This window comes from Arthrobacter sp. P4_H3, assembly GCF_056400885.1.
In genome coordinates, this window is sequence record NZ_JBFUKK010000001.1 from 481,250 (window position 1) to 504,973 (window position 23,724).

Consider the following 23,724-nt stretch of genomic DNA (forward strand, 5'->3'; position numbering starts at 1 on the left):
ATGCCATACGCTAACTGTCTGCATCAGAAAATAGTGTCTGACGCGTCTCTTAGTATTTGACCATGACTTTCACCTACACATCGGCCGAATTGACCGCTATTGCCGCCAGTATTCCAACCCAGGCCGACGAGGCAGGTCTGTTGTTTCTTCCGGGGGCGAAGTTCGAAGGTGAAAATTACGTCGCGCTGGACGGACAACAACTTTCTGCCAGCGAAGTGGTGCCTGTTGCTGCCCGGGTAGGAGCGTCATTTGTCAGTGTCAGTGCAGTGCCTTTCGATCTGAAGGGGATTGTGGCCGAGCTGGTCGGTGATGACGAGGACCTGACTGACGCAGTGCAGCAGGTTGTTGCCCGCGCCCAACCGCACGATGGTTCCACGGAGGGTGTCTCGATAACATGGGTCGCCCAGGCCTTGGCTATGTTTGGCACGCGCAAACGGAATGGACTGACTCTTTCCTGAGCGAGCTGTATGCGGCGCAGTCGGAGTCCGAGGCCGGTGAAGACGCCGAGCATCAGGAAAACCTGGAGAGCGAGCGCCGGTTTATTGCCGATGCGGCCGCAGCCCTGGTTGATTCTCCGGAATACCGTGCCGAGTCCCGAAACAAGCGTGGCATTCTCGCTCCGCGCATTCTCGCCGATGCGGGCCTCGGCGACTCACATCCCGCCCTTTTGAGCGCATATGTTTTTCCCTTGGCAAACCGCAGGATCGCCGAAAAAGTGTATGAGTACGAATAGGACTTTGGCGGCCGGAAGAAGGAACTGGCGCTTGAACTGATCTCATACCACGAACGGTTGAAGGAGACCACGAAGGTCAGACGCAAGACTGCTGCGATCAAATTCCTGACCCGTAAAGCCGATGGTTACCGTCTAAGCACGGACTTGGCCGAGGAGATCAGTGATATTGTCGCCTTGATCCCACGCAATATGGTGCGGTTGCAGAGCGGAACAGCTGGAATTCGACATCAGCGTCTTATGTCCGTTCCCTACAAGGTGAGGTGCCCTGTGATTGCAGGGCCATTTTTGAGCCGGTAGCTTCAGCTTCTGGAGCACCCTGGCAGATAGTGCGTTCACTCCCTCGATAAACTGATAGCCTTAATTTATGGCCCAGAAAACAGTAGTAATTCTTTCCGATGACCTTGACGGTTCGGAAGCCAATGAAACCATCACGTTCGGCCTGGACGGGTCGGAATATGAAATTGACCTGAATGAGGCTCACGCCAGCGAGCTGCGGTCAGCCTTGGAACGCTTTGCCAATGCCGGCCGCAGGATATCCGGCGGCCGTGGACGTCCGGCGGGACGTAAAGCCGGCGGTTCCGGGGTGGATACCAAAGCAGTTCGGACGTGGGCTTTGGATAACGGGCTCAAGGTGAACACCCGTGGTCGTATCCAGCAGGAGATTCTCGAAAAGTACCAGGCAGCACACTGAGCAACAGACAGTACCAGCCGAATATGGGGGGCCATTGGCTGGTATTGACTATCTCCAACGTAAACTTCCCGGCCAGAGTGAGCCAAACCAGGAAAAACGGCAGGGAATACATGGTGTTCCTGTAGTTGAATCTATTCGTGCTCCCGGAATCTGATTTCACGCTATTAGTCCATGTTGTCTATGTGCTTGACGGTACTCGTGGGACTGCAGGAAGCTGTCGAAGCTCTTTTCCGCATTCGCCATGGCAAACAGGGACCGGAACTCGTCGTCGTACCGGACGGCCATCAGGCCGCCTTGTACGGGATGACTTAGTTCGGGACTCTCGGTTAGGCCCAGCGCGTCACGCGAGGGCTCCTCTTTTCCATACGTTGAGCGCACTTATCAGGGAGCCACTGCAAATGGCACTCCACCGTCTTGCTCAGAGGCAGACAGTGGGAGGCGACCACACTTAGAATTGATCTCATGGAGCGCAAAGGTCAAGAGGGTCAGAGTATTTCTCGGGCCGCTGCCAAAGCAATCGCAATGCGGCCGATCCCGCCGGAGGCGATTCGCTCGGGGGCCACTGTCGCGGCCGCCACTGCGATCCGTCGAGACCGAGAGCGTCTAGCCGCTCTCGAGGGCGATCTAGACCGGCGCTGATACGAGCTTGCGATTGGACCAGAATCATACATAGGCAGTGGGGAATTCGGCGTCAGCCGGCAGACCCTGTACTGCAGGCCATGGGCGCTACGCTCGGAATCCTCCGACCCGTACGCCGGCAGGATGCTGCGGTGACGTAGACTCGGACCATCATGATCAGTCCGTTGCCGTCAGGCGCGGGCTGATTTTCTTTGCCGCGGCAGGCTCCCCGTTCTCTGCAGGGCTGCTCTTAGTTCTTCGACTGGTTCGGGACGAGGTGGTGCGGCCCGACGAATCCGACGGGCACCTTTTTGGTCGCGCCGCCCGTGTCGTCGTAGAGCTCCGTATCAAGGCGGCCCGGCCTCGGTGGCCAGCTTCGGCCCGTCCTCGGGCTTCCAGCCCACCTCAGCCACGACCGGTCCCAGGACGGAGCCTCAGACAGTCAATGGCGATTTCAAAGGCCAATTCCCTGTCGGTTACCCGTGAACCGGGCTATGCACCGTCTTCCTTAGCCTCCCGGGCACAGTCGGCGAGTGACAGCGACATCTGCGCCTTTGCGAGCAGCAGGCATGGTAGATCGGTTGGGATCTCGCAGTGGTCGGCGTAACGGAATCGGGTCTCATCGACCGCACTCCGAAGGTTTCGAGGGCTAGAGGTAAGCACCCACCTCGTAACCTAACGGTCACGCCGCTGACTGCAGTCAGGTGGGTCATTCCGACGGTCTTCATGGCGGTTTGAAGCTGTTCATCCAAGAAGCTGGTGTCACCCGTCACCATGCCGGGTAACAGGCCCCTGGCATCTCCGCCGATCCACTCCGCGGCGGCGGCAAACCCGCCGCGGAGTGCGGCCGGTCCCTCCTGCCATCCCGAAGGGGCAACCATGGTGTCCGGGCCGGTACTGGCGGACAGGATTCCTGCCTGCGTCTGGCCGTTTTCGGGAGGCCGCAGCTTGCCGGTTGTCCGGATCCGCTGACCGGGGACCACACGCTGCCAATCGGCACCGCCCATGACCAGCAACTGGGCTTCCCCGCGGATCAGGTTACCCCTGGCGATGATCGTAGACGCGGTGGCCGGGACTGCCCAGCGGTCGGCCCCGGCACGGCCCGGCGACTTGAGCTGTCGCGGCGGTCCCGCGACCTCCAGTTCAATGACGACGGCGGACCGCGAGGCGACTGCCTCGGCCAGGGCCCCGCCGTGCTTGTGCGATGCGGCTACCGCGGAGTGGGAGGCGACGGCTGCCGCCAGCACCAGTGCAACGCTGAGTGTGGTCCGGAAGCTCCGAGGCACAGGTCCGGACTGTGTCCGGGACCGGCGTCGGATCACGGCAAGCAGTGCTGCCGCGCCCAGGAGCAGGCCGCCGATCACCAGGCCCAGCGCCGGAAGCGGCAGCCACACGCCGGCGACCGCGGCGGCCCAGGCGAGGAGGGCAGGCGGCGCCAGGCGCAGGTCGGTCCGGCGCGTCGGCTTGTCCGCGGTTCCGGTTCCGGTTCCGGTTCCGGCTCCGGCCGAACCCTGCTTGCCCGCTGACTGTGGCCCGACCGCAGGGGCAGTAAGGAGACCGGCCACCAGCAGCGCCCGTAAGCCTCCCGCTGTACGCGGCACAATACTCCGGACGCCAGGGGACTGGACGTCCGGGTTGGTGCGCACACCGGAAAGCGGTCCTGCAGGGGCCTGCGCCGGTACTCGAGGGCTATCCCGGACAGCCGAATCAACAAAACGCTGCCACGGACTGGGCCGGCCCATCTCAGGACACCCGTACGAGCGGCAGCAGCGTTTCCAGCATTTTGGGTCCCACACCGTCCACGGCGTCGAGCTCCTCGACTGTGCTGAACCGCCCGTGCTCCTTGCGCCAGTCGACAATCCGCTGGGCAAGGACGGGCCCCACCCGCGGCAAGGCCCCCAGCTCTTCCACCGACGCCGAGTTCAGGTCGATCCTGGCGCCGGCCGCCGGCCCGCCGGAGGCTGCTTCGCCGGCTGAAGAACCGGCGGCCGGGACCCCGGCCGGTCCATCCACAACCTCGCCATGCGCCGGAACGTAGATCTTCTGCCCGTCGATGAGGACAGCGGCCAGGTTCAGACGGTTCAGGTCCGCTTCCGCCGTGCCGCCTCCGGCCGCCGCGATAGCGTCGTGGACGCGGCTTCCCTGCGGCAACTCGACCACGCCGGCCCTCCGGACGGCGCCTGCGACATGCACCACGATTTTCGCGCCGGGTGTGCCGCCCGTGGCCTGGCCTCCGCTGGCCGGTCCACCGGGGACTACCTCCGGAGCACCAGTGGCGTCGTCCGGCTGCGCGCTCACTTCCGTACTGCGGACGTCACCCAGGGGAGTTACTTGGGGACTGCCGGCGGCAACGTCCCACCAGAACCAGCCCCCAAGGAGAAGACCCAGTACCCCCACCACCATGGCCACACGAACTCCGGTGCGCCACCTGAACCTTGAGGGTCCGGGCGCCGCGCCGCCGGAAGGCGAGCCGTCCTCGTCACGGGCAGGCCGCGCACCGCCGTCGTACCTAAAAGAGTTCCCGCCCGCCGCCCCGTTGCCGTGCCCCAAAAGGCCCGGACCGGATACCGCGCCACCGGTCCCGCGCCCGTCGGCGCCATCAGCGCTCCCGGCCGGTCCCAGCGAAGCAGTCAGGCGGCGCCTTGCACGGCTGGCCGCGGCAGGTTCTCCCGCTTCCGCGTTCCGGCGTGACATACCCCCACGCTAGGAGAACTCACGTGGAACAGACAGCGCGACCGAGCGTATGTGGATAGCCGGTTGGCGGCAGCGCCCGCGGCAGGCTACTTCTGGTAGGTGATGTACGCCTCGTACTGGACCCGCCAGGCCGCCGGCGCCTTGGGATCAGGAACCGTCGTGGTCAGGAACTGGACGCTCGTCACCTGGCCCTTGAGATACTTCAACCAGTTGGTCACTTCTTCCGACACGTCCTTGTCGAACTGCGCAACGTGGTGGACCTGCATTGACATGGGAGCCTCCTTGCCCGGTGGGGAGACTGTACTACCAGCGCCGGGATTGGACCAGTGGTGGCTGCCGGCCGGCCCCTCCGGTACGGGTCAGCCGGTGCCGCCCACCGGATCCCTCGCCGGCGTACTGCTCTCCCCCACGATGACGGCCAGCACTCCCAGTCCGGCGTGTGCGGCGAGCACCGCAGGGAGCGAACTGATCTGCGCCGGCGGTGCCTCCGGGAGCGAGACGGCCAGCCGGCGGGCGAGTTCGGCGGCTTCGGCCGGGTTGCCGAAGTGGTGGACCGCCAGCCGGGCCTGGCCCGAAGGCCGCGCTGCGGCGTCCGCAACCACGATTTCCTCAAGGCGGGCCACAGCCCGCGCGGCCGACCTGACTTTCTCCAGCGGGACGATCTTCCCGTCGTCCACGGCGAGGATCGGCTTGATGGCAAACACGGTTCCCCACAGGGACGCCGCTGCTCCGATCCGGCCGCCGCGGCGCAGCTGCTCGAGGCTGGGAACATAGAAATACACCTTGGTGCGGGCCAGCCGCTCCTCGGCAAAAGCGCGCACTTCCGCTGCCGGGCGGCCGTCCGCGGCGGCCACTACCGCGCTCTGCACCGCCATGCCCAGCGCCATGCCCACGGTTTTCGAATCGACCACTTCCACGGGGATGCCGACACGGGATGCCGCGAGCCTGGCGGAGTCGGCAGTGCCGGAAAGCGCTCCGGAGATATGCACGGAGACCACGGCTTCGTAGCCGCGGCGCAGCGCCGCCAGATAAGCCTGCTCGAACTGGCCGGGCGACGGCCGTGACGTCTTGACCGGCCGCCCCGTGGCCAGCGCCAGTGCGATCGTGTCGGTGATGTCGTCTTCGCCTTCGCCGTAGATTTCCTCCCCCACCATCACGGGCATGGGAACCACGGTCAGCCGCCCGTCGGCGGCGAAGTCCCTGACCCAGTCGGCGGGAAGTGCGGCTGCGGAGTCGGTAACCACCGCGGTGCGTACGACGGCGGCGGTCACCACTGCTTCCGGAGCAGCTCCCTGCCGGGTGGCATGCCGCAGGCGGACCAGCCGCTCCCTCAGCCACGGCCAGCCGGCCGGTTCCCGGTCGTTCACGGCGTCCCCCTGCTGTTCCGGATAGACATCATGGCCGGCCGCCGGCATGACCGGCGGCCGGTGCCCCGGCTAGGCCGGGACGATGTTGACCAGTTTAGGGGCACGCACGATGACCGTGCGGATACCGCGCCCATCGAGAGCCCGCTGCACATTCTCGGACGCGAGTGCCAGTTCCCGCAGCTCGTCCTCGCCGATCCCGGGAGAGACCTCGAGGCGGTCGCGGACCTTGCCCTGGACCTGGACCACTGCAGTCACCGTCTCCTGCACCAGGAGCGCTTCGTCATGCCCGGGCCAGCCGGCGTTGGCCACCGACGCGGGGTGCCCCAGCACGTTCCACATGTCCTCGGCCGTGTAGGGCGCGAAGAGGCTCAGGATGACGGCCACGGCTTCGGCTGCTTCACGGACGGCGGGATCCGACCCACCGGCCCCGGAATCTATGGTTTTGCGGGTTGCGTTGACCAGCTCCATCAGCTTGGCCACCACCACGTTGAACTTATTGCTGTCCAGCAGCGCGGCGGCGTCCACGATGGTCCGGTGCGTGACTGAGCGCAGCGCCCGGTCTCCCTGGGCGGCGTCCGTTCCGGGCGCGCTGGTGACGTCCTGCGCCAGCCGCCACGCACGGGCCAGGAACTTCGCGGAGCCCGACGGCGAAACATCCGCCCAGTCGACGTCGTCCTCCGGCGGGGAAGCGAAGATCATGGTCAGGCGCACGGCATCCACACCGAACTTGTCCAGCTGCTCGCCGAGGTCAACACCGTTGCCCAGCGACTTGCTCATGGCCTTGCCCCCGTTGAGGACCTGGCCCTGGTTGAGCAGGGCGCTGAACGGCTCGTCGGCGTCGATCATGCCCAGGTCGTGGATGACCTTGGTGAAGAACCGTGCGTACAGCAGATGCAAGATGGCGTGCTCCACGCCGCCCACATACTGACCCACGGGCATCCAGTCGTTGATCTTCTCGGGGTCGAACGGACCGCCGGTGTACTGCGGGGAGACGAAGCGCAGGAAGTACCAGGACGAGTCAACGAAGGTGTCCATGGTGTCGGTGTCCCGCTTGGCGGGGCCGTGGCAGTTGGGGCACTCAATGTTGACCCATGCCTCGGCCGCAGCCAGCGGCGAGGTGCCCTTCGGGGACAGGTCTTCGCCGCGCAGGTCAGCGGGCAGCGTGACGGGCAGCTGCTCGTCCGGGACGGGAACTTCACCGCAGGCCGGGCAGTGGATGATGGGGATCGGGGTTCCCCAGAACCGCTGGCGGCTGAGCAGCCAGTCGCGCAGCCGGAAGTTGACGAACTTTTCGCCCGTGCCCTGCTTCTCCAGGATCTCGATCGCGGCCGGGATGGCTTCCGCCTTGGGCAGTCCGTCCAGCACGCCCGAGTTGATCAGGGTGCCCTCGCCCGCCGTGGCCGTTCCGGTCACAGCGGGGTCGTCCTCTCCGGTGTCCAGCACAGCGCGGACGGGCAGGTCGAAAGTCTTGGCGAAGTCGAGGTCGCGCTGGTCGTGGGCAGGGACGGCCATGATGGCGCCTGTGCCGTAGTCGGCCAGGACATAGTCCGCGGCCCAGACGGGCAGTTTCTCGCCGTTCAGGGGGTTGATGGCGTACCGGCCTGTGAAGACACCGGTCTTTTCGCGCTCGGTGGACTGGCGTTCGATTTCGGAGAGCGCCTTAACCTGTTCGCGGTAGGCGTCCAGGGCTGCCGCGTGCTCGTCCGTGACCAGCTCCACTGCCAGCGGCGCATCGGCAGCCACTACAAAGAAGGTGGCGCCGTACAGGGTGTCCGGCCGCGTGGTGAAGACGGTGACGTCCTTGGCGGGCTGGCTGCCGACGGCCTCGATGACGAAGTTGACGTGGGCGCCTTCGGACCGGCCGATCCAGTTCTTCTGCATGGCCAGGACGCGCTCGGGCCAGTGGCCGCGCAGTTCGTCCATGTCATCCAGCAGGCGGTCTGCGTATTCGGTGATCTTGAAGTACCACTGGTTCAGGGACTTCTTGGTCACGGGCGTGCCGCAGCGTTCGCAGGCACCGTTGACGACCTGTTCGTTGGCCAGCACCGTCTGGTCCTTGGGGCACCAGTTGACCGGGGAATCCTTGCGGTAGGCCAGCCCGCGCTCGTAGAAGCGCTTGAACAGCCACTGGGTCCAGCGGTAGTACTCCGGGTCCGAGGTGTGCACGCGCCGTGACCAGTCAGCCGAGATGGCGTAGCGCTTGAAGGACGCCGCCTGGGTCTCGATGTTGGCGTACGTCCACTCGCTGGGGTGCGCGTTGCGCTTGATGGCGGCGTTCTCCGCGGGCAGGCCGAAGGAGTCCCAGCCGATCGGGTGCAGGACGTCGTAGCCCTTCTGGCGCAGGTAACGCGCGACGACGTCGCCCATGGCGAACGCCTCCGCGTGGCCCATGTGCAGGTCGCCTGAAGGGTAGGGGAACATGTCGAGGACGTAGCGGCGCTCGCGCGAGCCGTCGTCGACGGGGGTGAACACCTTGAGGTCTTCCCACACCTGCGGCCATTTGGCCTCCATCGCGGCGAAGCTGTAGGTGCCCTCCTCCGGGCCATCCGTCGCGACTGTTGCTGTTCCGGTCTCTGTCTCCGGCTGAACGCTCACTGCTGCCCTCTTCTGTTCTGTACCGCTTTTCGTACGGCCCTGGCGTCCTGTCCCGCCCCGGCCTCCTGATCCCCTGCTTGCGGCCGGGAGATAACCCCAGACACACAAAAGCCCCTCGACATGGAGGGGCGGCCGCTCGGCAATCCGTATTTGGTCGGGATACCGGGCGGCTAGCTAAGCAGAAGGATCGCACGCATAGAACTACTTTAGCGCACCTCCACCACCACCTAAACGTAAGTCGCCACGAGCGGGGTGAATTCGACCCGGCTCGGACATGCCGAGCTGTTAAGGGGGCCCGGGAGCGGCTTCGGGCGTCCGCGATGGGCCCACTGCTGCGAGGGCCCCGACGCGAGCTTGCGAGCGTCGGGAGCAGCAGGGGACGGGCGGGGGCCCCCTTAACAGCGAAGGCATAGGCTCGCCGGGTCTACTTCACGTCCTCGTCGACCCAGTCCATGGCCTTCGTGACAGCCTTCTTCCAGAGGCGCATCTGGCGGTCCCGCTCGCCCTGTTCCATCTGCGGTTCCCAGCGCTTGTCCTCGGACCAGTTGGCCGAGCACTCCCCCAGGTCCTTCCAGAACCCGACGGCCAGGCCGGCGGCGTAGGCCGCACCCAATGCGGTGGTCTCCACAACCTTGGGCCGGATCACGGGCACGCCCAGGATGTCCGCCTGGAACTGCATCAGCGCGTCATTGGCAACCATGCCGCCGTCGACCTTCAACTCCGTCAGCGGAACACCGGAGTCCGCATTGACGGCGTCGAGGACCTCACGGGTCTGGAAAGCGGTGGCTTCCAGGGCCGCGCGGGCGATGTGGTTCTTGTTCACGAAGCGGGTCAGGCCCACAATCGCGCCGCGGGCGTCGGACCGCCAGTACGGTGCGAACAGTCCGGAGAACGCCGGCACGATGTAGACGCCGCCGTTGTCCTTGACCGAGGCGGCGAGCGTCTCCACCTCCGGGGCGCTGCTGATCAGGCCGAGGTTGTCCCGCAGCCACTGGATGAGGGATCCCGTGACGGCGATCGAGCCCTCCAGCGCGTAGTGCGGCGCGGCGTCCCCCAGCTTGTAGCCCACCGTGGTGAGGAGCCCGTTCTTGGAGTGGACGATTTCCTCGCCGGTGTTGAAGATCAGGAAGCAGCCCGTTCCGTAGGTGTTCTTGGCTTCGCCGGCCTCAAACGCCGCCTGGCCGAACGTGGCTGCCTGCTGGTCGCCGAGGATGCCGGCAACCGGCACTTCCCGGAGCAACTGGGAGGTGTGGACGGTGCCATAGACCTCGGAGGAGGACTTGATGGCGGGCATCATCGAGGCGGGAACGCCGAAGGCATCCAGGATCTCCTGGTCCCAGGACAGCGTTTCGAGGTCCATGAACATGGTCCGGGAGGCGTTGGTGACGTCGGTGACATGCACGCCGCCGTCCACTCCGCCGGTGAGGTTCCACAGCACCCAGCAGTCCGTGTTGCCAAAGACCAGGTCGCCGGCCTCGGCCGTGGCCCGGGCGCCCTCCACGTTGTCCAGGATCCACTTGATCTTGGTGCCGGAGAAGTACGTGGCCAGCGGCAGGCCCACCTTCTGCTTGAAGCGCTCCGGGCCGCCGTCCTTCGCCAGCTCATCCACGATGTCCTGGGTCCGGGTGTCCTGCCAGACGATGGCGTTGTAGACAGCCTTGCCTGTGGTCTTGTCCCACACGACGGCGGTTTCGCGCTGGTTGGTGATGCCGACAGCGGCAATGTCGTGCCGCGTCAGGTTCGCTTTGGACAGTGCCGAGGCAATGACCTCGCGGGTGTTGTCCCAGATTTCGGCGGGGTCGTGCTCCACCCAGCCGGCCTGCGGGAAAATCTGCTCGTGTTCCATCTGGCCCGAGGAGACGATGCTGCCGCTGTGGTCGAAGACGATGGCGCGCGTGCTGGTGGTGCCCTGGTCGATGGCGATTACGTACTGGTTCATGTTGACGTCCTTGTCTGTTGTGTGAAGGGCTTGGTCAGTGTGGTGGTCTGCGGGGCGGGGATCAGGAAGCTGCCGTGACGATGATCGGCACTACCGCTGCGACGACGCCGGCCAGGGCACCGCCAACAAGCGGCCCGACAACCGGGATCCAGGAGTAGCTCCAGTCGCTGGAACCCTTGCCCTTGATGGGGAGCAGCGCGTGTGCGATGCGGGGGCCAAGGTCACGGGCGGGGTTGATGGCGTACCCGGTGGGACCGCCGAGGGATACGCCGATGCCGACGACCAGCAGGGCCACTGCGAGCGGGCCGAGGCCGGAAGGGGTGCCGCCGAAGGTCAGGATGACGAAGACGAGCACGAAGGTGCCGATGATCTCGGTGATCAGGTTCCAGGGGGTAGAACGGATGGCCGGGCCGGTGGAGAACACGGCGAGCTTGCTGGCGGGCTCCGGTTCGGCGTCAAAGTGCTGCTTGTGGGCAAGCCACATGACCACTGCGCCCAGGAACGCGCCCAGGAGTTCACCGCCGAAGTATGTGAGCGTGGAGGCGAAGTCGACACTGACGCCGGGAGCATACTCCGCTTTTCCGTTGATCAGCAGGCCCAGGGTGACGGCGGGGTTCAGGTGTGCGCCGGACCGGGCGGCGACATAGACGCCGGCGAAGACTGCGATGCCCCACCCCCATGTGACCATTAGGAATCCGCCGTTGTTGCCCTTGGTGCCCTTGAGCGCGACGTTTGCCACAACGCCGCAACCCAACAAGGTCAGCATCCCGGTTCCGAATACTTCGGAAAGAAAAACAATTCCAAGAGACATCTTTGACTCCTCTATTTTCTGTTGTCAGCCCTTCGCGAGTTTGAAGGGCTGTTGGGCCGGCATTGTTGTTGCAATGCCGGCTGGCTGCTGCGCCGGCTCCTGCTCCAGCGGAACCGCGCAGCCCTTGCGCCCAGGCATCGCTGCCCGGGCACGCAAGCCTGCTAAGCGACCAGGCTGTGGACCTGGACGCCGTGGAAGCGTTCAAGCACCTCCTGGGCATAGTGGATTTCGGCGGCCCGGGTAGCCGCGTCCCAGTCCAGCGGACCGGCAAGGACTTCGGCCACCTCGTTGAGGAGTTCGCCCGTCACCAGGCCGCGGAAGGCCAGGGAAGTGCGCCGGATCAGCACGTCGATGAGGTGTCCCACCTGTTCGTGCCGGGCCATGAATTCCACTTCGCGGACACTGAGCTCCCGGGTGGAGTGCAGGAGCCGGTCCGGGCCGGCGTCGAGGAAGCGCAGGACCTCTTCGGCGCGGGTCCCGTATCGGGTCAGCAATCCGGAAATGCGGTCGGCATCGCGGCCCGCGGACATATGGGCCTTGATCCACTGCTGGACACCGGCCGGCGTGTCCGGGAAACCGGCACCGCCGCCGATGGCGAGTTTGGCCGTCGAGATTTTGCGTTCCATCCCCAGTTCCCTGAGCACGTCATTCGTCAGGTGTTCGGCCAGCGCCCGGAACGTGGTCCACTTACCGCCGACAAGGCTGAGTACGACGGCGCCGCTGCCGCCCGCGGCCGCTTCCTGCCCGCCGGCCCGGCGTTCGATCCGGTAGTCCCTGCTGACGAAGCCAGGCTGGGTGGCATCGTGTTTGGGCAGCGGGCGGACACCGGAAAAGGTGTAGACAATCTGGTCCCGGTCCACGGTGACGTCCGGGAACACGTGGCCGATCAGGTCGAAGAAGTAGTCGATCTCAGCGTCGGTGCATACGGCGTCCTCGGCCATGTCAGCATCGACGTCGGTGGTTCCCACGAGGACGCGGTCGCCCATCGGGTAGATGAGGACGATCCGCCCGTCGGTGTGTTCGAAGAAGATCTCACGGCCGTTGCAGGCTTCGAGGAGTTCGGGGTGGTCCAGCACGATGTGCGAGCCCTTGGTGCCGCCCATAAAAGTTGACGCTGCACCCATGGCCCCGTTGGTCAGGTCCACCCAGGCGCCAGTGGTGTTGACGATGACGTCAGCCGTGAAGTCGAAGACCTCGCCGCTGAGTTCATCGCGCAGCTGGACTGTGCTGCCGCCGGTGGAGCCGCTACGGGTCCCGTCCGCTCCACCCATGGAGACGAGCGAAAGGTAGTTGCTGGCCCGCGCATCACTGGGGCCGGCCGTGCCCGCCTTCTCACCGTCCTGCAGCACATCCAGGGTGAGCCGCTCCGGGTTGTGGACCGAGGCATCGAAGTAGGTGGCTGCGTACTTGATGCCCGGGTGCAGCCGCGGCAGCTCGGCCAGGGCACGCTTCCGGCCGCGGAACTGGTGGCGCGGAACGCTGCCGCCGTCGCGGGAGAAGAAGTCGTACATGCTCAGGCCGAGCTTGATGAGGAAGGCTCCACGTTCCTTCGGCTTGCCCTGCTGCTTGTGGGTCAGGAACCGCAGCGGTGCCGAGAGCACTCCGGAGAAGGTGCTGAAGATGGGGATGGTGGTCTGGAGCGGCTTGACGTAGTGGGGAGCGATGCGCAGGAGCCTGTTGCGTTCGACGACGGACTCCTGGACCAGCCGGAACTCACCGTTTTCCAGGTACCGGATTCCGCCGTGGATCATGTGCGACGATGCACCGCTGGCACCCTGGCAGTAGTCGCCCCGTTCGACGAGTGCGACGTCCACTCCCTGCAGTGCCAGATCGCGGAACGTACCTACCCCGTTGATCCCGCCGCCGATGATGAGGACTTGGGCGCGAGGACGCCGGCGCAGGCTTTGAACTGATGTCCGCTGGCGGCTCGTGGCCGGATGGCCGGATGAATCCTTGGTTCCCAAAACTGCTCCTTTGGGGTTTGGTCCTGTGCGGCGCGCCTCACAGCGCGGCGCCGTTCACCACTATTCTTTGGAGTAATGGAAAATGGAGTCAAGCACTATGCACAAACGTGCAGGATGGGACCGGAATGCCTCGCTCACGCCACTCAGAAGCCCTCAGAGCTGCACAACTGTATTACCTCCAGGACCTCACGATGGACGCCATAGCCAGGGAACTCCGGACCTCCAGATCCACGGTTTCACGGCTACTTTCGGCCGCGCGGGAGACCGGGCTGGTACAGATCCAGATCCGCAATCCCCTCGACACCGGGCCGGAACTGGAGCACATGATCCGCGCCCAATATCGGGTGGATGTCCACGTTGTCCCGGTCGTCGACACCCTGAATGAAGCGGAGACCCTTGACAGAGTGGCCATGCAGGCTGCACGAACCATCGGACCGCTGGTTGATTCAAACGCCATCATCGGCGTCGCCTGGGGATCCACGCTCAGCGCCGTCAGCCGGCACCTCACCCGCAAGATCACGCACGACAGCGTGATCGTCCAGCTCAACGGCGCCGGCAACATGCAGACCACGGGCATCACCTACGCCAGTGACATCATGCGCAGGTTCGGCAGCGCCTACGGCGCACGCGTTGAACAGTTTCCGGTTCCGGCCTTCTTCGACCACGCCGCCACCAAAACAGCCATGTGGAATGAACGCAGCGTCCAGCGCATCCTCGAACTCCAGTCACGCATGAGCATCGCCATCTTCGGCGTGGGCTCGGTGGACGCCGACTACCCCAGCCACGTCTATGCCGGCGGCTACCTCGACGAGAGCGACCTGAACATTTTGGCCACCTCGGACGTGGTGGGTGACGTCGCGACCGTATTTTTCCGCGGCGACGGGTCATCAGACGGCATCACGCTGAACGAAAGGTCCACCGGTCCCGCGCTGGCGCAGCTGCGGCAGGTCCGGCGCCGCATCTGCGTCGTCTCGGGGGCTTCAAAGATCAAAGGACTGCGCGGCGCGCTCGCCGCCGGGCTGGCCACGGACCTGATCCTCGATGAAGCCATGGCGCGGCGCCTGGTCAGCTTTGACGGACTGTCCTGACGTCTCCGACGACCGCCCGACGGCCTGTCCCCGGGAGCGTGCGGCGCCGAGTCGGTAGAGTCAGTGCTATGAAAACCTCGCCCCGACTAAGCCTCAACAACGGTGTGCTGATCGACCAGCTGGGCTTCGGGCTCTACAAGGTCCCCCCGGCCGACACGGCCGGGCTGGTGACCATGGCCCTCGAAGCCGGCTACCGGCACTTCGACACCGCGTCCATGTATGGAAATGAAACCGGAGTAGGCAAGGCCATCGGCGCGCTGTCCGGGTTCGCGGGCAGCGGCGCCGGCGGAGGTTCCGGCGAGGCATCCCCGTCCCTCTCCCGCGAGGACCTGTTTGTCACCACGAAGGTGTGGAACGACGACCATGGGTACGACGCCACGATGCGCGCCTTCGACACGTCCATGTCCAACCTGGGCATGGAATACGTCGACATGTACCTCATCCACTGGCCTTGCGCCGGCCGCGGACTCTTCACCGAAAGCTACCGGGCCATGGAAACGCTTTACCGCGAGGGCAGGATCCGGGCGATCGGGGTGTCCAACTTCCAGCCCGCCCACCTGGAGCGCCTGCTCGAGGGCGCTGAAGTGGTCCCCGCCGTGAACCAGATCGAACTCCACCCCTGGCTCCAGCAGGACGAACTCCGCCGGCTGCACGACCGGCTCGGCATCCGCACCGAGGCGTGGAGCCCGCTGGGCCGGGGCCAGGTGCTTGAGGACCCGGTGGTCCTTGAGCTCGCGGCGGCGCACCGCCGGACCGCGGCGCAGATCATCCTGAGATGGCACCTGCAACTGGGGAACGTGGTGATCCCGAAAGCCAGCTCCTACGCCCGGATCCGGGAGAACCTGAACGTCTTCGGGTTTACCCTGGACGCCGCAGGCATGGCCGCCCTTGCCGGCCTGGAACGCGGCCACCGCACAGGCTCCCACCCGGACAACGTCAACTAGGATTCGAAACCATGGAACAAGTGGACACGGGACCGGCACTGGCCCCGCCCCTCTTCAGCGGGCAACTCGACGCCAGGACACGGGCCGGCAGCGTGGACCTGCAGGGCTGCAACGTCGATTACTGGGTGTACGAGCCTGTGCGTGCGACACCCGAAACCAGGACCATCCTGGTGATCCACGGCTTCCGCGGCGACCACCACGGCCTGCTCAGGATTGCGGACCAGCTGCCCGAAATGCGCCTCATCATGCCCGACCTCCCGGGCTTCGGCAGCTCGGATGCCTTTGCCGACGGTGAGCACAGCGTTATGCGGTACGGACAGTTCATCAGCGACTTCATGGCTGCCCTGGGCCTTGGGCCGGAAACAGTGCTGCTGGGACACTCCTTCGGATCGATCATTGCCAGCCATTTCGTGGCGGCCAACCCCCGCGCCGTGTCCCCCCTTGTCCTCATCAACCCGATCGCGGCACCGGCCCTCGAAGGCCCCAAGGGCATCATGACCAAACTGGCCGTCCTCTACTACGAGGCCTCCGCCAGGCTCCCCCGCGCCCTGGGGCTGTTCCTGCTGCGCAGCCGGCTCATCGTCAGGGTCATGAGCGTGGCAATGGCAAAGACCCGGGACAAGCAGCTCCTGCGTTTCATCCACGGGCAGCACAACGCCTATTTCTCCGCCTTTGCCAACCGGGACAGCCTGCTTGAATCCTTCAAGGCATCTGTCGGCAGCAACGTCTCGGAGGTTGCCCGTGATCTCACCCTGCCGGTGCTTCTGGTGGCCGGGGAAAAGGACGAAATCGCGATGCTCGCGGACCAGCACAAACTGGCGGCGCTCCTGCCTGACGGCACCCTCCATGTCATTCCCGGCGTCGGCCACCTCATCCACTACGAGACGCCCGAGCCGGCCGCCGGCTTCATCAGACGCTTCCTGAAGGACCATCCCGCGTGAAAATCATTATCGATGCCCGCTTCACCCGCCTGGACCACCACGACGGCATCAGCAGGTACGGCGCCAGCCTGATCCAGGCCACGGCCAGGATTGCGGACGTCTCGATGCTCATCAGCGACCCCCGGCAGCTTGCCTTGCTGCCGGACGTCCCCTACACGCTGATCAACAGTCCGCTCTCCCCCGCAGAACTGTTTGTGGCTGCCAAGGTCAACAAGCTCGGCGCCGACGTCGTGGTGTGCCCGATGCAGACGATGGGGACGCTTGGCCGGAAATACGGCCTGGTCCTGACCCTTCACGACCTGATCTACTACGAGCACCCTGCCCCGCCGGGATTCCTGCCGGCTCCCGTCCGTGTGCTGTGGCGCCTGTACCACAAGGCCTACTGGCCGCAGCGATTGCTCCTGAACCGGGCCGACGTGGTGGCCACGATCAGCCACACCACTGAGGCACTGATCGCGAAACACAGCCTCACCAAACGGCCCGTCCGGATTGTGGGCAACGCACCGCAGCACGGCCACACGCCCCGCGATCCCGGGGCGGGCGCGGACAAGACCCTCCTCTACATGGGTTCCTTCATGCCGTACAAGAACGTCGAAACCATGGTCCGGGGAATGGCCGAACTGCCGGACATGACTCTTCACCTCCTCAGTCGCATCACTCCGCAGCGCAGGGCGGAGCTCGAGGCCCTGGCGCCGGACGGCGCCAACATCGTCTTCCACAACGGCGTGACGGATGCGGAGTACGAGGAGCTGCTGGCCCGGACCACCGCGTTGATCAGCCTGTCCCGCGCGGAGGGCTACGGCCTGCCGCTCGTGGAGGCGATGTCCCACGGCACACCCGTCATCGCCAGCGACATTCCGATTTTCCGGGAAGTGGGCCATAACGCCGTGAGTTATGTCCATCCGGATTCCCCGTCGGAATTCGCCGAGGCCGTCCGGCGGCTGGAACAGCCGGACGTGTGGAAGGCGCAGTCACGGCGCTCCGTGGAACGGGCCGCGGAATTCAGCTGGGCGCACTCCGCGCGGCAACTGGTCCAGCTGGCCGAAGAAGCTGCCCGGATCAACGGGCGCTGACGCCAGCCCCGCCGAAGCCCATCACCTGGAGCACGTCAGCTAGAGCACATCCACGCCGTCGAGCCTCAGCTGCACGGGATCGTCGCTGCGCCTGGCCGCTGCGGCGGCCTTGACGGCCCTCATCACGCGGGTGGCTTCGGCCGCCCGGGCATACGGAATGAACAGCAGCGTCCGGACGTCCTCGCCGGCCTCCCGCTGGCCGGCCCGTGCGTCCGTCAGCAGCAACGGTGCCGGACCGGCTGTGCGCAGGGAAATGTCCTGCCTGGCCAACTGCTTTTCGATCGCCTCGGTAAAGTGCCCGACGGCGGTCCGGCCGCCGGTCACGGAGGCAATCCGGACTGCTGGTGGCAAGTGGAGCTCCTGGCGCAGGGAGAGTTCGCGGCGTGCATATCCCCCGGCATCCCAGCGAAGCAGCGCGCCCACCCCCGCGGTGTCATCGGCGGTGATGACAACAAGGCCGCCTTCGCGGGCAGGTCTTACCAGCGCCGCGGCGTTGAACCAGCGCCGGACGGCGTCCTCCCCCGCGCGGAGGTTTTCACGGCGCAGCAAGGAGTCCCCGTCCAACAGCAATGCGGCGGCATACCCGCCGGCTGCTACGGGCTCTGCTCCCACGGTTGCCACCACGAGGGCCTTGGTGTCCGGGACTGTGGCCTTCACGTGGTCCCCGGACGAGGTGATGACCGGCTTGCCGGGGAATGCCCGGCCCAGCTCTTCCGCGGTCCGCAGCACACCGGTGGCGGAGCGGCGCAGCCGCGGGCTGCTGCAGTGGCTGCAGCGCCAGGCCGGCGCGGGAGCGGAACACCAGCGGCATTGGGGCACGGCTGAACTGCCGGCGGCGCCGGCAACAGCGAGCGGTCCGCTGCAGGCGGTGCAACGGGCCGGCTCCCGACAGGAGTCGCAGACCAGCGACGGCGCATAGCCGGAACGGGCCACCTGGACCAGGACGGGGCCGCGTTCCAGGCCCTCCTTGGCGGCGCGCCAGGCCGCACCGGGCAGCCTGGCGATCCGGGCGAGGGGGTCGCGTTCCTGTTCAAAGCTGTCTGCCGTGTTCAGGACCCGGGGCACCGTCCGGCGCACCTCCTGCCGGTCGGCCTCAACCGCCCGGGCCCAGCCGGCATCCACCAGCCGCTGCAGTTCAGTGCTGCGGGTATGTGCCGCCATCAGGCAGGCGGCACCTTCCTGTTCCGCCCGCAGCAGGAGGACTTCCCGGGTGTGCGCATAGGGCGACCGCTGTTCGATGTGGAGGTCGTCGCCGTCGTCCCAGCACACCACCAGGCCAAGGTTGTGCACGGGGGCGTAAGCTGCCGAGCGGGTGCCGACGGCAACCCCGGCAGTGCCGGAGAGGATGCGTAGGTAGCTGCGGTAACGTGGCGTCGGGCCGTCGTCGGCGGTGAGCCGGGCAATGTCCTCCGGTGGCAGCAGGGCGGCCAGGGCCTCTTCCACGCGGTCCAGGTCGCGGTAATCCGGAACCACCACCACTGCGCCGCGGCCCGAGGCGCGGACAGCCGCCACGGCTTCGGCAATAAGCGCGGGCCAGCCGGCGGGGCCGAAGCCCTGAAGGGCGCTCAGGACCGCACGCGGCGACTCTCCGGCCCCAAGATGCTGGAGGAACGCCGCGCCGTTGACGTAGCGGGCCCAGGGTCCTACCGTGGCGGGAACGCTGCCCCCAGCCGGTTCCCGTTCCCCGGCTGCGGCCGCCGAGGCCACGGCGGGCGGGACTGCGGAGATTGTTCCTTCCGCGGCCAGTTCCTTCTCGAGTTTGGCCACCCGCGGCGGAATGGCCACACGCAGCACGTCACTCAGGGTGCCGGCGTAGCGGGCGGCGACTCTGCCGGCGAGTTCGGCAAGTTCCGGCGTGAGCACCTGAACGGCCGACACCACCTTGTGGAGCGGGACGAGCGTGTGCCCGGCGTCGGATTCAGCGAGCCGGTCCAGAATGAAGCCGCTAAGTTCCTGGCCGTTGAACTTGACCTTGACGCGGACGCCAGGCTGCGCGGCGTCGTCAAGCGAAGCGGGCACGCTGTAGTCGAACGGGCGGTCCAGGTGCGGCAGCGAAGACTCGATGAGCACCCGGGCAACCGGCAGCATGTGCGCGAGGGCGGGGCCGCCGGGAGACTGCGGGCGGCCCGCCGGGAACCCCTGGAGCAGTGACAGCTGGAGCGGTTCTTCGGTGGCGGAAGCATCGCCGGGAAAGGAAGCCACGGGACCAACCTCCATTCAGCATCCTGCCAGTAGTGGTGCCGGCGGTTCAGGGGCAGCAGATCGGGCGCCATCAGCCGGAAAGCACTGTAGCAGGGCCGCCCGGACGGCGGCCCTGCTACAGCAAAACACACGGCACCGACAATTATTCCGGCGACGTACGCCTTCGTGGATTACCGGCAGTAGGTTTCCGGACGGGCGGTGATTCTCAGGCGTTAAAGAAGGCCTTGAGCTCGTCCACCCGGTCCAGCCGCTCCCAGGTGAAGTCGGGATCGTCGCGGCCGAAGTGTCCGTGCGCCGCGGTCTTGGCGTAGATGGGCCGCTTGAGGTCCAGCGCGTCGATGATGGCCCGCGGACGCAGGTCGAAGATCTCGGCAATCGCCTGGCTGATGCGATCGGGATCCACGGTTTCCGTGCCGAAGGTTTCAACATACGTGCCCACGGGACGTGCCTGGCCGATGGCGTAGGCGATCTGGATCTCGGCCCGTTTGGCGAGTCCCGCGGCAACCACGTTCTTGGCCACCCAGCGCATCGCATACGCCGCGGAGCGGTCAACCTTGGACGGGTCCTTGCCGGAGAAGGCACCGCCGCCGTGGCGCGCCATGCCTCCGTAGGTGTCCACAATGATCTTGCGGCCGGTCAGTCCGGCGTCCCCAACGGGGCCGCCGATCACGAACGCACCGGCGGGGTTGAGGATGTTGCGCGTACGGGAGGTGTCCAGGTTGGCTGCTGCCAGTACGGGATCGATCACGTGCGTGGCAAGGTCGGCGCGCAGCTGCTCGAGGCTGGCGCCTTCCGCGTGCTGGCTGGAGATCACGATGGTTTCGACGGAAACCGGCCGGTCGCGGTCGTAGCCGATCGTGGCCTGGGTCTTGCCGTCCGGGCGGAGGTAGGCAAGCTCGCCGTTCTTGCGGACTTCGGTGAGGCGTTCGGAAAGACGGTGCGCAATCCAGATCGGGACGGGCATGTAGGACGGCGTCTCGTCGCTGGCGTAGCCGAACATGAGGCCCTGGTCGCCGGCTCCCTGGAGATCGTAGTCGTCTTCCTGGCGTCCTTCGCGGGCCTCCAGGGAATTGAACACGCCCCCGGCGATGTCGTTGGACTGCTGGCCGATGGATACGGAGACGCCGCAGCGGGCACCGTCGAACCCGTTAGCCGAGGAGTCGTAGCCGATCCCAAGGATGGTTTCGCGCACGATCTGCGGGATCTCAACGTAAGCGTCGGTGGTGACTTCGCCCGCTACGTGCACCAGTCCGGTGGTGGCCAGGGTCTCGACGGCCACGCGGGACTCGGGGTCTTTCGCCAGCAGGGCATCCAGGATCGCATCGCTGATCTGGTCGCAGATTTTGTCCGGATGGCCTTCAGTCACGGACTCCGACGTGAAAAGACGAAGGGACGGCGGCGTCGCGCCGTGGGATGCGGGAATGTGCAGCGGTAAAGTCACTCAACTACCTTACTGGTTGGGATCCGGTCAGGCCTCAGCATGTGTCCCCCTGCTAAGGAGGCCTTGCACACGCCGGCTGTTCAGGATCGTGGAAAAGCGTGGCTCAGCTCGGAGCTGATGCGGTCAATGACAGCGGCCGCAACATCATCCTTCGAACCGGACGCCGCCTGTGGTTCGGAGCCGGAGCGGGAAAGGATGACCACGGAGTTGTGGTCCTGCCCAAACACCAGGCCCTCACCGACATGGTTGACCACCAGCAGGTCGCAGCCCTTCCGACGAAGTTTGGCCTCGGCGTAGGCGAGCACGTCGCCGTGGGCGTCGCCGGTTTCGGCAGCAAACCCCACGATCAGCTGCCCCGGCTTGTTCGCTGCCCGGACCTCCACGAGCTCCTGCAGGATGTCCGGGTTCCGCAGCAGGCTGATGACCGGATCGGCTGTGTCTTCCCGTTTCTTGATCTTGGTGTCCGAAACCTCGGCGGGACGGAAGTCCGCCACGGCGGCGGCCATGACCACGACGTCGGAGTCGGCGGCCGCGCGCAGTGCAGCTTCGCGAAGCTGCACAGCTGTTTCCACCTGGACCACCTCGACGCCGGCGGGTACCGGCACTTCCATGTGGGCGGCGATCAGCCGGACGCTGGCGCCCGCGTTGCGGGCGGCCACGGCCAGGGCGACGCCCTGCTTCCCGGAGGAGCGGTTGCCGAGGAACCGGACCGGGTCAAGCGGCTCACGCGTGCCGCCAGCACTGATGGTGACTGTCTTGCCGGCCAGCGGCAGCTGCGAGGGAACACCGCCGTCCTGCATCAGGGCCAGTGCCGCGTCAAAAATGGCCTCCGGCTCGGGCAGCCGGCCGGGACCTGAATCGGAACCGGTGAGCCGCCCGCTGGCGGGTTCGAGGACCGTCACGCCACGGTTCCGCAGCGTCTCCACATTGGCCTGGGTCGCGGCGTGCAGCCACATTTCGGTGTGCATGGCAGGAGCCATCAGCACCGGACCGCTGGCCATCAGCAGCGTGTTGGTCAGGAGGTCGTCGGCGTGGCCGCCGGCGGCCCGTGCCATGAGATCAGCGGTGGCCGGAGCCACGACGATGAGGTCCGCCTCATGGCCCAGGCGTACGTGGTTGACCGAGGGGACGTCGTCAAAGACGCTGTTGCTGACCGGGTTTCCGGACAGTGCTTCCCAGGTCGCCACTCCGACGAAGCGGTTGGCCGCCTCTGTGGGAATCACCGTGACGTTATGGCCGGCTTCAGTAAAAAGCCGGAGGAGCGATGCCACCTTGTAGGCGGCAATCCCTCCCCCGACTCCGAGGACTATGCGCACGTGACCTCCGTCAACAGGCAGTCTGTAGTCTGATGAGATCTGGGCTGAAGAGTTCTACTCTGCAGGTTCGATCGGCGTGGAAACGAGCTTGCCTTCGTTGATCTCGCGCAGGGCGATGGACAGCGACTTCTCGTTCAGCTTGGTGTCGACCAGCGGGCCCACGTATTCGAACAGGCCCTCGTGCAGCTGGGCGTAGTATGCGTTGATCTGACGTGCACGCTTGGCACCGAAGATCACCAGGCCGTACTTGGAATCAGCTGCCTTCAGCAGTTCGTCGATCGGCGGGTTGATGATGCCTTCAAGGTTCGTGGACACGAATTCTCCAAATTCTAGCGGGCCGATCCGACCCAGCTGCTAATGCGGGTGCGGGGTCAGCCCCATGAGTGAAACAAGCTCGTCCGCTGCGCGTCGAACGTCATCATTGATGACGGTGTGATCGAACTCCGGCTCAGCGGCAAGTTCTAGTTTAGCGGTTTCCAGTCTTTGCTGCTGTTCCTCGGCCGTTTCCGTGCCGCGGCCCACCAGGCGGCGGACCATTTCCTCCCAGCTGGGAGGGGCAAGGAAGACGAACTGGGCCTCCGGAACGGCCTGCTTGACCTGGCGCGCGCCCTGCAGATCGATCTCCAGCAGCACTGACAAGCCATCGGCGATGGCGGCGTCCACGGTACTGCGGAGCGTGCCGTAGCGGTTGCGGCCATGGACCACGGCCCACTCCAGCAGCTCCCCGCCAGCCACGAGCGCGTCGAATTCGTCGGCCGACTTGAAGAAGTAGTGCACCCCGTCCTGCTCCCCCGGGCGCGGCTCACGCGTGGTGGCTGAGACGGAAAGCCAGACTTCGGGGTAGTTGTCCCGGATGTAGGTGGACACGGTGCCTTTGCCAACAGCCGTCGGGCCGGCGAGGACTGTCAGTCCCGGTTTCTTGCTCACATATTCCTTTGTGCGGTGTTCGGATGGACGTGATTCTCGTTCATAAAATCTACCAGCGCCCGGCGCTGGTGAATGCCGAGCCCCCGCAGCCTGCGGGACGCGGCAATGCCCAGCTCATCCATGATGGCGGCCGCCCTGACGCGGCCAATCCCGGGCAGGGCCTCGAGCATTTCGGAGACCTTCATTCGTGCCAGGGCGGAATCGCCGTCACCGGAAATGATGAGATCAGCCACGGAGAGCGATCCCGCCTTCAGCTGTTCCTTGGCCTCCGCCCGGGCGGCCCGTGCCGCTGCCGCCTTGCCCAGGGCTTCCGCGCGTTCCTGCTCGGTCAAGGGCCGTAAGCTCACTTCCGTCACCCCCGAATCGTCAGTGGGATCCAA

21 protein-coding genes are annotated in these 23,724 nt (G+C 65.9%); 7 read left to right on the forward strand and 14 right to left on the reverse strand.

Annotated elements, in window-relative coordinates; translation table 11 throughout:
* Positions 1 to 62 precede the first annotated feature (62 nt).
* From AC1DRE_RS02180 to AC1DRE_RS02190, 3 genes are all read left to right on the forward strand, one after another.
* Complete coding sequence (locus tag AC1DRE_RS02180) at positions 63 to 458, forward strand: hypothetical protein (protein ID WP_476983135.1); 396 nt, start codon at positions 63 to 65, stop codon at positions 456 to 458.
* Complete coding sequence (locus tag AC1DRE_RS02185; protein ID WP_476983136.1) at positions 395 to 733, forward strand: hypothetical protein; 339 nt, start codon at positions 395 to 397, stop codon at positions 731 to 733. Before AC1DRE_RS02180 ends, AC1DRE_RS02185 begins: the two co-directional genes overlap by 64 nt.
* A gap of 364 nt (positions 734 to 1,097) precedes the next feature.
* Positions 1,098 to 1,424 carry a histone-like nucleoid-structuring protein Lsr2 gene (locus tag AC1DRE_RS02190; protein WP_476983137.1) on the forward strand — a complete coding sequence of 109 codons (327 nt, stop codon included), beginning with the start codon at positions 1,098 to 1,100 and terminating at the stop codon, positions 1,422 to 1,424.
* Between the two features lie 1,094 nt (positions 1,425 to 2,518).
* Here AC1DRE_RS02190 and AC1DRE_RS02195 read toward each other — a convergent pair.
* The 8 genes from AC1DRE_RS02195 to AC1DRE_RS02230 all read right to left on the reverse strand — a co-directional run bounded on the left by AC1DRE_RS02195 (position 2,519) and on the right by AC1DRE_RS02230 (position 13,412).
* Positions 2,519 to 3,688: a ComEC/Rec2 family competence protein gene (locus tag AC1DRE_RS02195; RefSeq protein ID WP_476983138.1), complete on the reverse strand. Its 1,170-nt coding sequence runs from the start codon at positions 3,686 to 3,688 to the stop codon at positions 2,519 to 2,521.
* Positions 3,689 to 3,785: 97 nt separating this feature from the next.
* Entirely contained in the window at positions 3,786 to 4,736 is a 951-nt protein-coding gene (locus AC1DRE_RS02200; protein ID WP_476983139.1) for a ComEA family DNA-binding protein, read from the reverse strand.
* Positions 4,737 to 4,822: 86 nt separating this feature from the next.
* Positions 4,823 to 5,008 (reverse strand): hypothetical protein, encoded by a 186-nt coding sequence (locus AC1DRE_RS02205; RefSeq protein ID WP_137322892.1) that lies wholly within the window; start codon positions 5,006 to 5,008, stop codon positions 4,823 to 4,825.
* 87 nt (positions 5,009 to 5,095) lie between these two features.
* The gene (locus AC1DRE_RS02210) at positions 5,096 to 6,103 is read right to left on the reverse strand and encodes a DegV family protein (RefSeq protein WP_476983140.1); all 1,008 of its coding nucleotides are present in this window, start codon (positions 6,101 to 6,103) and stop codon (positions 5,096 to 5,098) included.
* A 69-nt stretch (positions 6,104 to 6,172) separates the two neighbouring features.
* Entirely contained in the window at positions 6,173 to 8,698 is a 2,526-nt protein-coding gene (gene leuS / locus AC1DRE_RS02215) for a leucine--tRNA ligase (protein ID WP_476983141.1), read from the reverse strand.
* 424 nt (positions 8,699 to 9,122) lie between these two features.
* The gene (glpK, locus tag AC1DRE_RS02220; protein WP_476983142.1) at positions 9,123 to 10,637 is read right to left on the reverse strand and encodes a glycerol kinase GlpK; all 1,515 of its coding nucleotides are present in this window, start codon (positions 10,635 to 10,637) and stop codon (positions 9,123 to 9,125) included.
* Between the two features lie 61 nt (positions 10,638 to 10,698).
* Positions 10,699 to 11,448, reverse strand: a complete 750-nt coding sequence (locus tag AC1DRE_RS02225) for an MIP/aquaporin family protein (RefSeq protein WP_476983143.1) — start codon at positions 11,446 to 11,448, stop codon at positions 10,699 to 10,701.
* A gap of 161 nt (positions 11,449 to 11,609) precedes the next feature.
* Positions 11,610 to 13,412 carry a glycerol-3-phosphate dehydrogenase/oxidase gene (locus AC1DRE_RS02230; protein WP_476983144.1) on the reverse strand — a complete coding sequence of 601 codons (1,803 nt, stop codon included), beginning with the start codon at positions 13,410 to 13,412 and terminating at the stop codon, positions 11,610 to 11,612.
* Between the two features lie 125 nt (positions 13,413 to 13,537).
* Here AC1DRE_RS02230 and AC1DRE_RS02235 point away from each other — a divergent pair, with 125 nt between their 5' ends.
* From AC1DRE_RS02235 to AC1DRE_RS02250, 4 genes are all read left to right on the forward strand, one after another.
* On the forward strand, positions 13,538 to 14,500 hold the full coding sequence (locus AC1DRE_RS02235) for a sugar-binding transcriptional regulator (protein ID WP_104172982.1): 963 nt from the start codon (positions 13,538 to 13,540) through the stop codon (positions 14,498 to 14,500).
* 68 nt (positions 14,501 to 14,568) lie between these two features.
* Positions 14,569 to 15,444, forward strand: coding sequence for an aldo/keto reductase (locus AC1DRE_RS02240; RefSeq protein ID WP_476983145.1), 876 nt, complete (start codon positions 14,569 to 14,571; stop codon positions 15,442 to 15,444).
* An 11-nt stretch (positions 15,445 to 15,455) separates the two neighbouring features.
* Positions 15,456 to 16,385 (forward strand): alpha/beta fold hydrolase, encoded by a 930-nt coding sequence (locus AC1DRE_RS02245; protein WP_476983146.1) that lies wholly within the window; start codon positions 15,456 to 15,458, stop codon positions 16,383 to 16,385.
* Complete coding sequence (locus AC1DRE_RS02250) at positions 16,382 to 17,458, forward strand: glycosyltransferase family 4 protein (protein ID WP_476983147.1); 1,077 nt, start codon at positions 16,382 to 16,384, stop codon at positions 17,456 to 17,458. The genes AC1DRE_RS02245 and AC1DRE_RS02250 overlap by 4 nt, the downstream gene beginning before the upstream one ends.
* A gap of 39 nt (positions 17,459 to 17,497) precedes the next feature.
* On the opposite strand, the gene AC1DRE_RS02255 is transcribed toward AC1DRE_RS02250, so the two are convergent.
* The 6 genes from AC1DRE_RS02255 to mihF all read right to left on the reverse strand — a co-directional run bounded on the left by AC1DRE_RS02255 (position 17,498) and on the right by mihF (position 23,691).
* Positions 17,498 to 19,660: a primosomal protein N' gene (locus tag AC1DRE_RS02255; RefSeq protein WP_476983148.1), complete on the reverse strand. Its 2,163-nt coding sequence runs from the start codon at positions 19,658 to 19,660 to the stop codon at positions 17,498 to 17,500.
* Between the two features lie 205 nt (positions 19,661 to 19,865).
* Positions 19,866 to 21,101: a methionine adenosyltransferase gene (gene metK, locus AC1DRE_RS02260; RefSeq protein WP_476983149.1), complete on the reverse strand. Its 1,236-nt coding sequence runs from the start codon at positions 21,099 to 21,101 to the stop codon at positions 19,866 to 19,868.
* 80 nt (positions 21,102 to 21,181) lie between these two features.
* Positions 21,182 to 22,417, reverse strand: a complete 1,236-nt coding sequence (gene coaBC / locus AC1DRE_RS02265) for a bifunctional phosphopantothenoylcysteine decarboxylase/phosphopantothenate--cysteine ligase CoaBC (RefSeq protein WP_476983150.1) — start codon at positions 22,415 to 22,417, stop codon at positions 21,182 to 21,184.
* A gap of 54 nt (positions 22,418 to 22,471) precedes the next feature.
* Complete coding sequence (rpoZ, locus tag AC1DRE_RS02270; RefSeq protein WP_011692102.1) at positions 22,472 to 22,732, reverse strand: DNA-directed RNA polymerase subunit omega; 261 nt, start codon at positions 22,730 to 22,732, stop codon at positions 22,472 to 22,474.
* 39 nt (positions 22,733 to 22,771) lie between these two features.
* Complete coding sequence (gene gmk / locus AC1DRE_RS02275) at positions 22,772 to 23,344, reverse strand: guanylate kinase (RefSeq protein WP_476983151.1); 573 nt, start codon at positions 23,342 to 23,344, stop codon at positions 22,772 to 22,774.
* The gene (gene mihF, locus AC1DRE_RS02280) at positions 23,341 to 23,691 is read right to left on the reverse strand and encodes an integration host factor, actinobacterial type (protein ID WP_476983152.1); all 351 of its coding nucleotides are present in this window, start codon (positions 23,689 to 23,691) and stop codon (positions 23,341 to 23,343) included. The genes gmk and mihF overlap by 4 nt, the downstream gene beginning before the upstream one ends.
* Positions 23,692 to 23,724 lie beyond the last annotated feature (33 nt).

Bases quoted from the DNA above. Each gene is read 5' to 3' on its own strand.
- glpK (WP_476983142.1), bottom strand. From the start codon at position 10,637: ATGAACCAGTACGTAATCGCCATCGACCAGGGCACCACCAGCACGCGC.
- AC1DRE_RS02190 (WP_476983137.1), top strand. From the start codon at position 1,098: ATGGCCCAGAAAACAGTAGTAATTCTTTCCGATGACCTTGACGGTTCG.
- AC1DRE_RS02180 (WP_476983135.1), top strand. From the start codon at position 63: ATGACTTTCACCTACACATCGGCCGAATTGACCGCTATTGCCGCCAGT.
- AC1DRE_RS02240 (WP_476983145.1), top strand. From the start codon at position 14,569: ATGAAAACCTCGCCCCGACTAAGCCTCAACAACGGTGTGCTGATCGAC.
- AC1DRE_RS02205 (WP_137322892.1), bottom strand. From the start codon at position 5,008: ATGTCAATGCAGGTCCACCACGTTGCGCAGTTCGACAAGGACGTGTCG.
- AC1DRE_RS02235 (WP_104172982.1), top strand. From the start codon at position 13,538: ATGCCTCGCTCACGCCACTCAGAAGCCCTCAGAGCTGCACAACTGTAT.
- AC1DRE_RS02185 (WP_476983136.1), top strand. From the start codon at position 395: ATGGGTCGCCCAGGCCTTGGCTATGTTTGGCACGCGCAAACGGAATGG.
- AC1DRE_RS02225 (WP_476983143.1), bottom strand. From the start codon at position 11,448: ATGTCTCTTGGAATTGTTTTTCTTTCCGAAGTATTCGGAACCGGGATG.
- AC1DRE_RS02245 (WP_476983146.1), top strand. From the start codon at position 15,456: ATGGAACAAGTGGACACGGGACCGGCACTGGCCCCGCCCCTCTTCAGC.
- AC1DRE_RS02200 (WP_476983139.1), bottom strand. From the start codon at position 4,736: ATGTCACGCCGGAACGCGGAAGCGGGAGAACCTGCCGCGGCCAGCCGT.